The organism is Helicobacter japonicus (assembly GCF_000762845.2).
GTDB lineage: Bacteria > Campylobacterota > Campylobacteria > Campylobacterales > Helicobacteraceae > Helicobacter_C > Helicobacter_C japonicus.
This window is the reverse complement of sequence record NZ_JRMQ02000002.1, coordinates 169,464-181,778: the sequence shown is the minus strand read 5'-3', so window position 1 is coordinate 181,778 and position 12,315 is coordinate 169,464. Positions and strand designations below refer to the sequence as shown.

Genomic DNA, 12,315 nt, shown 5'->3' with positions numbered 1-12,315 from the left:
CTCATAAATCAATATTTGCTTTCTTGGCTTGGATTCTCTGCAAATGCTTAGGAATGGTATAAGTTTTACCATCTTTATAGAATCTTGCACCTGTTTGGTGAAAATGAAATTTGACACTCGCTTCCATAGCTTGTTGTCTTAATGAGAGTATCCATTCATAATTGCATATACGAGCATTATAGCCACTCTCTCCTCCAACAGAAATGAGTTCTATATTTTTGAGATAAGATTCTATATGAATCTCCTCCAATAGCGGCGCACAGATAATCCATCGATGTTTGATAGGTAGAGCGCATAAAAGAGACACTCTTTGCTCGGCGCGTTTTTGGTTTTCCACACTCACACCAATAATCACATTTTCATATCCTTCCCCCCAATCTTTGGGGAGATTCTCATATAAACGTTCAATTCTTTTAGTGAAAAAGACAAAATGCACATTTTTGCGAATACGCATAATTTCCCACGCTCTTTTCCTCCATTCATCGGCTTGTGGAAGTAAAAAATCGCTACTAAAACAAGTATATACTAATGTATTATCAAGTATATGATACTCACCATTTCTACGCTTTTTGAGAGGGTATTCAAAATTTTTATTAAGACAAATATGTTTTGTATCTCGTTTATGGATAGAATCCATACTATAAATAAAACAATTTTTACAGCCTTCGCTCATGCGAAAACAGCCGTGCCAAGGATTCCAGCTTGTTTCTAATTTGCCAAACATTTTCACCCTGTATTACGAATACCTTGTGCGATACCCACGATTGTAGCGTGGATTTGCTCTAGGAGACGTTCTTGTTCTTTGGGATTTTTGCAGCTTTGATATTTTTTAATGAGTTCAATTTGTGTGAGATTAAGCACACTAAGGTAAGGTTTGCGTAAAAGAATAGATTCTCTAATCGCATTTTCAGAGCTAAGCAATGCACTTTCTCCACGCAAATAGAGCATATTTTCTAATGTAAGTTGATATTGAGTATAGATACATTCCCAAATGCTCTCACGCACTGCTTTATCTAACACAAATTCACCATAAAGCTTGGCAATGTCCAAATCCACCTTAAGCATAGCTTGGGCGATATTGTCAATCGTTGTTTTGAAAAAGAGTGATTGTGTGTAGCATTCTTTCAGTGCATTTTTATCCACACAGGCTAAACCACTTCCTACCCCATACCACGCGGGGATAATCGCACGATTTTGTGTCCAAGCAAAAACCCACGGAATCGCGCGTAAATCTTCTACCTTTTGTGAATCTTTGCGCTTACTTGGACGTGAGCCAAGATTAAGATTTTGTATGAAACTTATGGGTGTTGCCATTTTAAAATAGCTCATAAAGTCTTTATTTTCATACACTAAAGCACGATAGCTTTCAAATGAGCCAATAGATACAGGCTTTAATAATGCCATAATATCCACATCACTTTTACACGCTCCATTCAGGCAATAAGTATCTCTACATTCTTTTTTAAGCAATGCTCCTAGTGTGCTTGAAAAATTCTTTTTTGCAATATGCTTACTCAAATATTTAGCACTTATCATTTCACCTTGCTCTGTTGTTTTAAGTCTGCTATGCACACTTTGGGGTGCAGATGAAAGTAGTGCTTCTTCTAGGCTTCCACCTCCACGACTGACACTTCCGCCTCTTCCGTGAAAAAAGCCAATATGAATACCTAGTTCAGCTTGTAAATGCGTGAGATTACTAATGGCATCGTGGAGATTATAGTTACTTGCAAAGATTCCACCATCTTTGCTTGAATCTGAATATCCTACCATAATTTCTTGCGTATTGTTATTATCATAAAGATATTGTCGATAGTGCGTATTGCTATGAAGTGAGCGTATGATATGCTGCGCTCTTTGCAAATCATCAATAGTTTCAAAAAGTGGTGCGATAGAAATGTGAGATTTGCTCTTTTTAGATTCTTTTTGCTTACCTGTTTTCCATAAACCGCTTTGTTTTGCAAACCATAGCACACAGAGTAAATCACTTGCTTGTGTGCTCATAGAGACGATAAAGCTTTGTAAAATGTGTTGTGAAATATGCTTTTTTGCCCATTGTATTCTTAAAAATGCACCTACAAACCTCTGAGAAGATTCTGAAAGTTGCTCCATAACGGCATTTAAATCATATTTTTTGTTTAAAGCACGATTAAGAATCTCACATTTTTTGTCCTCATTTAAATCTTTAAAGTCGCTATCGCTTAAGCCCAGTAGGCAAAAAATCTCACTTGTAGCCGATAAAATAATATCTCTATGTTCTCTAAAATCAAGCCTAAGTAAATGGAATCCCCCCAAAAGCACTAAATTTCTAAATTCTTTCAATCCTTGTGCAGATAGAGAATCTAGAGATTCTATAAGCATATCAATATCTGTTAAAAGTTCCTCTGAATTATTATAGGTAAAATCCATTCCATCGGGTGTGTTGATGGCGATAAGACGATTTTTGAGTTTTTTTCTTATGAGATAAAGCTTAGCACGGAAAGGTTCTTTTGCATAGAGTGTAGCCTCACTATGTGGAATCTCGTGGAATTGAGTATTGAGCGATTGCATAAGGGTGTGTGAAGGTTTGACAAAATCAATAGAAATGGAAAGTTCGCGTATAAGTTTGTCGCACTTGGCTATATACATATCAATAATCGCTTTATGGGCAATTTTCATTGCCTTTGTCATAATCTCATTGCTTACATAGGGGTTACCATCTCTATCACCTCCTACCCAACTTCCTAGAATGATTGGTGAATATTGCAATGGTTTATCAAGCAAATTTTGCACATATTGAAGCACTTGTGTAGCAGATTCTAAAACTGAACTTTCAATGATATAAAGCAGGTTATCAAGTTCATAGAGAATCTCCATTTTTTCGTTTCTCACCAAATGTGTTTGCCAAAGTAGTTTCAAGCGATAGAGGAGCTGATTTTTTGCATTTTCATCATTATTTTTGAAGATTGCATTAATGTTTTCACTCATTTGATGATGGGCTTCTAGGAATGTGCGGCGGCGAGATTCTGTCGGGTGAGCAGTAAATACAGGATAAAATTGTAAATGTTCTAAAGTCTTAAGTATTTGAGGATTTTCATATCCTTCTTTGATAAGCTGTTGTATGGCTTGTGGAATCTGGTTTGCCTCGATGATATTACTTGCATTAATTTCTTCAATAATATTAAGGAGCATATGATAGAGTGTAAAAGCCTTGATAATGGGAAGAGTCTTGTCTTGCGTATTAAGATGGGTGAGTGTAGATACAAGTGTAGTGTTATCTTGCTTTTCTATGGCGTTTTTAATCGTAATAAAGTCATTTGTTAGCTCATTATCAGTGCTTTGAAGTAGATTGACAATGCTTTGAAAGACAAATTCTATTTGCGAAGATGTAAGCGTAGTGGAGTGAGATTGTAGAGAATCGATGCTAGTGCTTTTGTGTGGCATTTTTTTCCTTTATAGTGTTTGTATGAGATTTGATTCTTAAAATATTGATTATAACCTAAGTTTGTTTTAACTATAATTGAGCCTTTATTTTAATGCAAGAGTGCAACGCTCGAAAGGAATAAATGATGGCATTACAAGTTTATTATGATAAAGATTGCGATTTGGGACTTATCCAAAAGAAAAAAGTAGCAGTGATTGGTTTTGGTTCTCAAGGACACGCTCACGCAGAAAATTTGCGAGATTCTGGTGTTGAGGTAATTATTGGACTCTATCGTGGAGGTTCTAGCTGGGCAAAGGCTGAAGCAAAGAAATTCAAAGTGCTTGAAGTGAGTGAGGCAACAAAAGTAGCTGATGTGATTATGATATTAATCCCTGATGAGTTGCAAGCTGATGTTTTCAAGCGCGACATTGAGCCACATTTGAGTGAGGATAAAATCATTGCTTTTGGGCACGGATTCAATATTCATTTTGGGCAAATCAAAGCTCCAAAGGGTGTAGGTGTGATTATGGTTGCACCTAAAGCTCCAGGACATACAGTGCGAAGCGAATTTATCAAAGGCGGTGGAATCCCTGATTTAATCGCTGTGGAACAAGATACAAGCAGAGGAGATGCGAAAGCAATTGCACTAAGCTATGCGAGTGCGATTGGAGGCGGACGCAGCGGCATTATTGAAACGACTTTTAAAGATGAGACAGAGACAGATTTATTTGGCGAACAAGCAGTGCTTTGTGGCGGCGTTACAAGCCTTGTTAAGGCTGGATTTGAAACATTAGTTGATGCAGGGTATCCTGAAGAAATGGCATATTTTGAGTGTTTGCACGAGCTAAAATTAATTGTGGATTTGATTTATGAGGGAGGCTTGGCAAATATGCGCTACTCTATCTCAAATACCGCAGAATATGGCGATATGGTAAGTGGTCCGCGTGTGATTAATGAAGAATCTAAAAAGGCGATGAAGCAGATTCTAAAAGATATTCAAGAAGGGCGATTTGCAAAAGATTTCATTTTAGAGCGCAAAGCAGGATATGCGAGAATGAATGCAGAGCGAAAGAATCTGGCACAGCATAAAATTGAGAAAGTTGGCAGCAGACTAAGGGCGATGATGCCGTGGATTGGTGCAAATAAATTGGTAGATAAAGAGAGGAACTAATCTATACAGATAATGAGATTCAAATATAAGAATTATCATACTTGGGGTTTGCTTTTAGCTTCCCTTGTATGCCCTTTCTTCCCTTGCTTGTAGTGAGGATTCAAAATGAAAATTACCAAAAAAGCTATCAAATCTTGCCTATAAACACACAAAATTACACTGATGTATTCAAGATTATTGATGGGAAGAATTGCTTTATCTCACTCCAAAACCTATAATTTAGCATCTATCCAAGTTGTGAGACTTTGGCAAGAAAACTACGCACACGCTCATTTTTGGGAGATTCAAAAAAGAGTTTTGCCCTCTCTTGTTCGATAATCTCGCCCTCACTCATAAAAATAATTCTATCTGCTATCGCTTTAGCAAATTTGAGCTCGTGCGTAACAATAAGCATTGTCTTGCCCTTAATGCTTTTAATCACTTCAAGCACTTCAGCAATAAGCTCAACATCAAGTGCAGAAGTAGGCTCATCAAACAGCATAATGCTAGGATTGAGGGCTAAAGCGCGTGCAATTGCTACTCGCTGCTGCTGTCCGCCACTTAGCTCATAGGGATAAGAATGAGCTTTTTGTGCTAAACCTACTGATTTAAGTTGCTCTATGGCAATATCTTTTGCTTGATTTTTAGGGATTTTTTTTACGACAATGAGTGCTTCACTCACATTATCGAGGATATTTTTATTTACAAAAAGGTTAAAGTTTTGAAACACCATTGCAGATTTTTGACGCAATTTAAACATCTGCTCTTTGCTAAAGTTAGCAAAATCTACACTCAAATCATCAATTACAATATGCCCACTATCTGGCGTTTCAAGCAAGTTTATACTTCGTAAAAGTGTGCTTTTACCCGCTCCGCTTGGTCCAATAATTGCCACAATTTCATTATCATTTACACGAAGATTAATATTTTTTAGCACATCTTGCTTATTGAATTTTTTGTTTGCATTTGTAATTTCTATCATTTGGCATATTTCTTTCTAAATTGTGCAAAATATTTTTCGATTCTAAAAAATATTGTCTCAAGCACCACGCACAGCACCCAATACATTAATGCTGCCATAAGATATACTTCCAAAAACTTTGAACTTCTGCCAGATTCTATATCTGCTAAGCCCATAAGTTCAGGCACAGCAATGACTGAAGCTAAGGCAGTATTTTTGACTTGCATAATAAAAAAATTAAGCAAATTAGGCAAGGTAATCATAAGAGCTTGAGGAAGGATAATGCGCTTTAAGGCTTGGGCATTGCTCATTCCTAATGAGTAAGCTGCTTCAATTTGTCCTTTATCCACAGAGAGTAGGGCTGCACGGAATATTTCACACAAATATGCACTTGCATAGAGCGAAAATACAATAAGCGCATAATAGAGGCTATCAAAATTATGAAAATTGATATTTATATCATAAGACTGCAAGAAAATAGGCAAACCATAGTAAAACATAAAGAGCTGCACCAAAAGCGGTGTGCCACGAAAAAATGATATGTAGAGTATCAAAATGCTATTAAGATATTTGACTTCAAAAACTCTTATCAATGCAAAGACAAATCCTAGCACCCCACCACAAAAAAACGAGCCAAGAGCAAGAAAAAATGTGAGCGGCAATGCAGGAAGCAAGGTAAAAAATGTATTTAAAAAATAAGCCCCATCAAACATTATTTGCTTAAATCACTCCCAAAGTATTTGATACTTAGCTTTTGCAATTCTTTAGAATCTATGGCTTTTTTGAGGGCTTTTGACACTCTCTCTTTGAGTTCCACATCTTTTTTATTAAAAACAAAATATACAGGTGTTTTGTCAAGAATAATATCTGTTGCCTTAAGGTTGATATTTTGTGCCTTAGCGATATTGATAGAACTTATAGGTTCTCCTATGATTGCTTGGATTCTATTTGCTCCCAAATCTGCAATAAGTGCTGGTGGATTCTTATAATACTTTATTTCTATGTGTAAATTCGGGTGAGATTTAAGGTAGTTTTCCAAATCTCTTGCATAATTTGAGCCTACGCTCACACCAATTTTTTGCTTATCAAGCTGTGTAAAATCTGTGATATTTTGATTCTCTCTCACAATCACACCGCTTATATCATTGAAATAAGGATAGTTAGAGAAAATATATTTCTCCTCACGCTCTTTTGTTTTGGTGATTTGATACGCCAAAATATCATATTTTGCACTATCAAGTCCAGGAAAAATAGCATTCCATTGCACACCATTAAATTTAAACACAAGACTTTTGTCATATTTGCTTAAGATTTTAAGCACATCAATATCATAACCATCAATTTGATTATTTTCATTCACAAAAGCAAAGGGACGATAAGCATTGCCTGTGCCAACTTCAATGGGATTTTTAATACTTGTAGCGTGGAGTAAGCCCACACTCATCAAAAGTATAAAAAGTAAATTTTTCATCTTATCTCCTTATAAATTATTTTTGAGCATTTGGATATATTCCTCGCCAAAATATTGCAATTGAAGAGCCTGAATCTTACCATCTTTGAGTGCCTTATCCATTGCCTCATCAAGTATTTTTGCGAGTTTCTTGCTTTCTTTGCGATAGAGTAAATATACAGGTACTTTTTCAAAATGGAATTTAGCAACGCTTATTGTGATATTTTGTGCCTTGGCATAATCTTTTGCTGCGATAGGATTATTCACCATAGCACTGATTTTTTTGTTTTTCAAATCAGCTATAAGTGTAGAAGTTGTTTTATAATAGACAAGCTTAATATCTAAATCTTTATGGTTTTTTAAATAATTTTCAAGATTTTTAGCGTGATTTGAGCCGACTGTTACACCGATTTTAGCATTTTTTAGCTCGTTTATATTTTCAATAGGTGTATTTTGCAAACTAATAAGTGTGCTTATGTCATAAAAATATGGTTTTTTTGAAAAAATATATTTCTCCTCACGCTCCTTTGTTTTGGTAATTTGATTTGCTACTATATCAATTTTTCTTGCATCAAGGGCACTAAAAATGGCATTCCAGTTAAGAGGGCTAAATTCTATATGAGAATCCGGAATATATGAAGCAATAACCCTTACCACATCATTGTCAAAACCTGATACTTCCCCATTTTTTTCAATATAAGCAAAAGGTTTATAAGCATTCTCGCTCCCAACTTTGAGCTCTAGCCCGAAGCCTATGCTTAAGGCTAAAAGCAATGCACTAATAATTCTCATTCTATTCTCCTTTTGGTCTTTTTGGTTTTTAATTGTAATGCTATTGTATATAAAATTATTTTACCAATGGCATTAATTCTTTAGCAATGCGTTCAAGCTCTTCTTTCATTGGCGCACATTGCACAATAAGCAGATTAAGCCCAGCTTTTTCGTATTCTTTAATCCTTTGTGCGACTTGTTTAGGTGTCCCAACAAGATTAGAGCGTAATCCTCGATTTGAAACACTATAATCATATTTAGATACTTCTACATCAAGCTGTGAATTGCCTGTGAAATTCTTATAAGAATTTTCATAATCTGCATAATTTTTAATCGTTGTGATTCTTTCTAGTTCTTTTAGGGCTTCTTCTTCTGTGTCTCTAATGATAATGTAAGTAGCCATTCCAAAGCCTTCAAAAGGTGCTAATCCAGCTTTTTGTTTTCTTGCTTTCATATCAGCAATTTTTTCTCTTACCTCCTCAATCGTGCCTCCGTGCATTAAGTATTTATCTGCAAATTGTGTGATAGATTCTCTTCCTCTTTCGCTTTCACCTCCTGCATATACAAGCGGCATTTTTGGGGGTTTTGGTTCGTTAAATGAGTTTTCAAAACTAAAATATTTGCCTTGATGATTCAGGGGACTTTTACTCCAGAATCCTCTTAAAACATTGGTATATTCTTGTGTGAGAGCATATCTATCATCGTGTCCATCAAAGTTTATGCCATATTGCCTCGCTTCCTCTGCCCACCACGCTGAAACCATATTGATACTGAATCTTCCATTACAGATTTGAGAAATAGTAGCAATTTGTTTTGCGGTAAGAGCAACTTGATGATACTGCGGACGCAATGCTGCTAGAATCTCAATTTTTTTTGTAACTGCTGCCAAGCCATTAGCAATCGCCCACGCATCAAGTGCAGGAGCTTTTTCACCTTTAATATCATTAAGGTAAAGCTCTGGAACAAGTGTCAGCACATAGCCTAGCTTCTCTGCGTGCAATGCTAAGTCCTTGATATACTCCCAAGTGCCTTGTGTAGTATCATCATCGACATTTCTTAACCAACTTCCCCAAACAGGTGTCCAATATCCAAACTTCATACGTTCTCCTTTTATTGATGTTGTGTAAGCTCGTATTGTTCTTGTAAAAACCGCACGATTGTATCACTCGCACCACTTTTGCCTTGCGCACGCAGCTTAGATTCTAGAGTGCTGTTGTAATTTGTGTTTGTATTAATATCATATACGACAAATTCTCCGTTCTTGCTCTCTATAAACTCTATTCCGGCAACTTCTATATGGTGCTTTTGTAAAAATGCCTCCAAATCACGCACAAGCGGTGTATTAGCACTTATATCTGCTCTTATGCTAAACTTATCTGCACTTCCCACATCGCAAGCTGCCCCAGCAAGTGCAGGTAAAGATTCTTTAGAATCTTCAATTTCACACGCATCAGCCGGGCAAAGTTTAAACGCACCATTGCTCGTATCCACGCGCACTGCATAGACAAACTTACTTCCGATAAACTCGCATCGAGTAATAAATGGCTCTTTTGAGGGGATATACTCTTGCAAAAGCGTAATACCATCAATTGGTTCTTCATAATCCTTAGAATCCACATACACCTTAAAAGATTCTAAATCATCAAATCTCTGCACTCCTAAACCCTTGCCACCTTGATTGTGCTTAGTAATAAAGGGTGTTTGCAAATTATGAGCAGATGATACCAAATCTTTTTTGCCAAAAACACTTATTGTTTTTGGTGTGCGGAATCCTGCCTTGTTTAAGGCGAGATATTGTCTCGCTTTGCTTACTTCAAGCTCAAGCACTGCACTTCCATTAATCACACGTCTGCCATAGGATTCTAACCACGATAAAATCGTGCGCCCATATTCCTTAGAATATGTGTTATTGCGCGTGTGGCTTGAAGCACTTAATCTACTCCAAAACACTCCATTTGGTGGTGGTAAATTTACATCTATGCTATCTTGTGTGAGTAAGATTTCACTAAACTTAATCCCTGCACGCTTAAATGCCTCTGCAAAAGGTGGAATCCACTCAGGATTCTCGTGGATAATAAAAATGCCTTGTGATAATGAATTATATAACATAATCTTCTCTTCCTCCTGTTTGGAATCTGCCTGTTCCAGCATAATCATTTATGGTGGATTTTGCGCCGCCTACACGATATTGTGAGCCAATATGGTTATATCCCAACCTATCACCTTTGCCAAAGAGTTTGTGTCTTAAGCTGCCGGGTGTATAAGCTTCCTTATACACGCCACGCTTTTGTAACTCTGGCACGATAAATTCTACCACATCTTCAAAAGTACCCGGTGTTGTTGCATAGGCAAGATTGAATCCGTCCGCATCGCTGTATTCAATAAATTCTTGCAAAATATCTGCTACTTTTTGCGGACTTCCAACAAATTTTGGTCCTTGACAGCCTACGCCTGTGAGTTTGATTAAATCTCTTAGTGTCCAAACTCTCCCATCATCTGTGGTAGAGTTACTTAAGGCTTCCACTTGGGCTACTATGGCATTTGATTTGATATTGCTTAATGGGTCATCAAGATTATATCTCTTTAAATCCACACCTAACCAACCTGAATTGATTACAAGCGAACCTTCAACACTTGCATAAGAAAGTAAGTCTTTATATTTTGCTTCTGCAAGAGCATCGGTTGCATCAGTAATAATTGTCGCAAGAATATATACTTTTGCACTATAAGGGTCTCTTCCTGCATTAATAAGTGCATCACGCACTTGTTTGACTGCGATTTTAGCATATTCTTTTGTAGGTGGAGCAATGAAAATAGCCTCTGCGTGTGTTGCTGCAAATTGTCTCCCACGAGCTGAATTTCCTGCTTGAAAGAGCACAGGTGTGCGCTGAATGCTTGGCTCACATATATGAATGCCAGGCACATCAAAGTATTTGCCGTGATGTCCTATGTGATGGATTTTAGCAGGATTTGCAAAATCACCACTTTGTCTATCTAAAATTACCGCATCATCTTCCCAGCTTCCTTCTAAAAGCTTATAAATAACCTCCATATACTCATCAGCAAGTGCATATCTTTCATCGTGAGGTAATTCACTCTCGCCCATATTTTTGTTTGCACTAGGGAGATAACCTGTAACAATATTCCACCCAACGCGCCCCTTTGTGAGATGGTCGAGCGTGCTTAGCCTTCTTGCAAAAGGGAATGGGTGCTCAAAAGGCACACCAGCAGTTACACCAAAGCCTAAATGTTGTGTAACTGCTGCACCGATAACTGCAAGTTGTGTAGGGTCATTCACAGGCACTTGCAAAGCAGTTTTGAGTGCGCCCAAATCATTTCCCCCATAAATATCATATACCCCTATGACATCAGCGATAAAAATGGCATCAAAGAACCCTTTTTCTGCAATCTTTGCTATATTTTGCCAATACTCAATATCTTTGTATTGCAGTGCTTGGTCTTTTGGGTATCGCCATAGCCCCGGACTAAGGTGAGAAATACAATTCATCTCAAAGGCGTTGAAGTGGATAGGTTTTGCCTTTTTCATTGATGCCTCCATTTTTTAGATTTTATTAAGTTTGTTTGAACTTATGAAGTGTATTATACTTACATTTTTTTAAAAATACAATATGTAATCATAAAAATTTGCATATTATTGCTACTTTTTTACTCATAAGGGCGAATCAAATTATGTTGTTAAATAGGCTTCATAACTGACTTGATTTATGGTTTTAGGAAAAATTGAGAAAGTTTTAAATTAGTCTTAAATTAAAGATAAAGAAATGATGAGGAGTTGTTTGTAGAATCTTTAGATTCTACAAACAGGCTATTTAGTATAGCTCTAATTTTGTTTTTGCATTTGTTTTTTTATTGCTTCTTTTTTCTTTTTATCTAGTTCCGATTTTGTTGAAGGTTTCATTTCTTTTTTCTTAGCAGAAGCCACTTCTTTTGTGTTTTTGCCATTTCCATAAGTTTCACCCTTGAAGTCAAAAGCGTTTGCCATAGAGGCACTAAAGATGATACCCATTGCTATAATGAATAATTTTTTCATAATAGTTCCTTTGAATAAAATTTAGTAGGTTAGCCTACAAGGGCGATTCTATAAGGGCAAAGAAAACAAATGGTAACACTAGTTTTTGTTTATATTTGGATATTGTATAGCATAAAAACTTAGAAGCAAAAGAGCTACTTAAAAGAATCTTGTTTTTAGATTCCTTTAAGTGATAAAAGACTATTTTTTAAGAAGTCCTCCTGCAACACTTGCCGCTCCTCCTGTTTTGGCATCGGCTTTATCCATTAACTCTTTTTGTTTTTTTCAGCCTCTGTCTTTACCGCATTTACTGCCTCTTTTTTCTTTGCTTCGGCTACTTCTTTCGCGCTTTTACCATTTGCAACATCAGAAGCCGCATCAACAGCATTTCCTTTAATATCAAAAGCATTTGCCATAGAGGCACTTAAGAGGATTCCCATTGCTATAATGAATAGCTTTTTCATAATTTTCTCCTTGAAGTAAAATAAGGCATATTGCCTAGAGAGTATGTTACAAAAAAAAAAAAAACGATTTGGTAAATATAATCTAAAAT

Annotated in this window: 12 protein-coding genes; 1 reads left to right on the top strand and 11 read right to left on the bottom strand. The window is 36.5% G+C overall.

From position 1 onward, the window contains the following. Window position 1: 1 nt before the first annotated feature. Together LS65_RS02530 and LS65_RS02525 are read right to left on the bottom strand one after the other, a co-directional pair. The gene (locus LS65_RS02530; protein ID WP_034363696.1) at window positions 2-724 is read right to left on the bottom strand and encodes a DUF5131 family protein; all 723 of its coding nucleotides are present in this window, start codon (window positions 722-724) and stop codon (window positions 2-4) included. Between the two features lie 2 nt (window positions 725-726). Then, window positions 727-3,420 carry a phosphoenolpyruvate carboxylase gene (locus tag LS65_RS02525; RefSeq protein WP_034363692.1) on the bottom strand — a complete coding sequence of 898 codons (2,694 nt, stop codon included), beginning with the start codon at window positions 3,418-3,420 and terminating at the stop codon, window positions 727-729. A 125-nt stretch (window positions 3,421-3,545) separates the two neighbouring features. On the opposite strand from LS65_RS02525, the gene ilvC reads away from it, so the two are divergent. Then, complete coding sequence (gene ilvC / locus LS65_RS02520; RefSeq protein WP_034363690.1) at window positions 3,546-4,571, top strand: ketol-acid reductoisomerase; 1,026 nt, start codon at window positions 3,546-3,548, stop codon at window positions 4,569-4,571. Window positions 4,572-4,797: 226 nt separating this feature from the next. Here the strand turns inward: ilvC and LS65_RS02515 are convergent, their stop codons facing one another. From LS65_RS02515 to LS65_RS02475, 9 genes are all read right to left on the bottom strand, one after another. Next, a complete protein-coding gene (locus LS65_RS02515) occupies window positions 4,798-5,532 on the bottom strand; it encodes an amino acid ABC transporter ATP-binding protein (protein WP_034363689.1) in 735 nt (244 codons plus the stop codon). After that, on the bottom strand, window positions 5,529-6,224 hold the full coding sequence (locus LS65_RS02510; protein ID WP_138129742.1) for an amino acid ABC transporter permease: 696 nt from the start codon (window positions 6,222-6,224) through the stop codon (window positions 5,529-5,531). The genes LS65_RS02515 and LS65_RS02510 overlap by 4 nt, the downstream gene beginning before the upstream one ends. Beyond that, complete coding sequence (locus LS65_RS02505) at window positions 6,224-6,982, bottom strand: transporter substrate-binding domain-containing protein (protein ID WP_034363685.1); 759 nt, start codon at window positions 6,980-6,982, stop codon at window positions 6,224-6,226. The genes LS65_RS02510 and LS65_RS02505 overlap by 1 nt, the downstream gene beginning before the upstream one ends. 9 nt (window positions 6,983-6,991) lie before the next feature. Further along, window positions 6,992-7,753, bottom strand: coding sequence for a substrate-binding periplasmic protein (locus LS65_RS02500; RefSeq protein WP_034363682.1), 762 nt, complete (start codon window positions 7,751-7,753; stop codon window positions 6,992-6,994). Between the two features lie 55 nt (window positions 7,754-7,808). After that, entirely contained in the window at window positions 7,809-8,831 is a 1,023-nt protein-coding gene (locus LS65_RS02495) for an LLM class flavin-dependent oxidoreductase (RefSeq protein ID WP_034363680.1), read from the bottom strand. 11 nt (window positions 8,832-8,842) lie between these two features. Then, window positions 8,843-9,841 carry an ATP-grasp domain-containing protein gene (locus tag LS65_RS02490; protein ID WP_034363677.1) on the bottom strand — a complete coding sequence of 333 codons (999 nt, stop codon included), beginning with the start codon at window positions 9,839-9,841 and terminating at the stop codon, window positions 8,843-8,845. Further along, window positions 9,831-11,279 (bottom strand): LLM class flavin-dependent oxidoreductase, encoded by a 1,449-nt coding sequence (locus tag LS65_RS02485; protein ID WP_034363674.1) that lies wholly within the window; start codon window positions 11,277-11,279, stop codon window positions 9,831-9,833. Before LS65_RS02485 ends, LS65_RS02490 begins: the two co-directional genes overlap by 11 nt. 294 nt (window positions 11,280-11,573) lie before the next feature. After that, on the bottom strand, window positions 11,574-11,783 hold the full coding sequence (locus LS65_RS02480; RefSeq protein WP_034363671.1) for a hypothetical protein: 210 nt from the start codon (window positions 11,781-11,783) through the stop codon (window positions 11,574-11,576). Between the two features lie 245 nt (window positions 11,784-12,028). After that, the gene (locus LS65_RS02475; protein WP_034363670.1) at window positions 12,029-12,226 is read right to left on the bottom strand and encodes a hypothetical protein; all 198 of its coding nucleotides are present in this window, start codon (window positions 12,224-12,226) and stop codon (window positions 12,029-12,031) included. Window positions 12,227-12,315: the final 89 nt, after the last annotated feature.

Excerpts from the sequence above, each read along its gene's own strand:
- LS65_RS02530 (WP_034363696.1), bottom strand. The coding sequence starts at position 724 with ATGTTTGGCAAATTAGAAACAAGCTGGAATCCTTGGCACGGCTGTTTT.
- LS65_RS02525 (WP_034363692.1), bottom strand. The coding sequence starts at position 3,420 with ATGCCACACAAAAGCACTAGCATCGATTCTCTACAATCTCACTCCACT.
- ilvC (WP_034363690.1), top strand. The coding sequence starts at position 3,546 with ATGGCATTACAAGTTTATTATGATAAAGATTGCGATTTGGGACTTATC.
- LS65_RS02515 (WP_034363689.1), bottom strand. The coding sequence starts at position 5,532 with ATGATAGAAATTACAAATGCAAACAAAAAATTCAATAAGCAAGATGTG.
- LS65_RS02510 (WP_138129742.1), bottom strand. The coding sequence starts at position 6,224 with ATGTTTGATGGGGCTTATTTTTTAAATACATTTTTTACCTTGCTTCCT.
- LS65_RS02505 (WP_034363685.1), bottom strand. The coding sequence starts at position 6,982 with ATGAAAAATTTACTTTTTATACTTTTGATGAGTGTGGGCTTACTCCAC.
- LS65_RS02500 (WP_034363682.1), bottom strand. The coding sequence starts at position 7,753 with ATGAGAATTATTAGTGCATTGCTTTTAGCCTTAAGCATAGGCTTCGGG.
- LS65_RS02495 (WP_034363680.1), bottom strand. The coding sequence starts at position 8,831 with ATGAAGTTTGGATATTGGACACCTGTTTGGGGAAGTTGGTTAAGAAAT.
- LS65_RS02490 (WP_034363677.1), bottom strand. The coding sequence starts at position 9,841 with ATGTTATATAATTCATTATCACAAGGCATTTTTATTATCCACGAGAAT.
- LS65_RS02485 (WP_034363674.1), bottom strand. The coding sequence starts at position 11,279 with ATGAAAAAGGCAAAACCTATCCACTTCAACGCCTTTGAGATGAATTGT.
- LS65_RS02480 (WP_034363671.1), bottom strand. The coding sequence starts at position 11,783 with ATGAAAAAATTATTCATTATAGCAATGGGTATCATCTTTAGTGCCTCT.
- LS65_RS02475 (WP_034363670.1), bottom strand. The coding sequence starts at position 12,226 with ATGAAAAAGCTATTCATTATAGCAATGGGAATCCTCTTAAGTGCCTCT.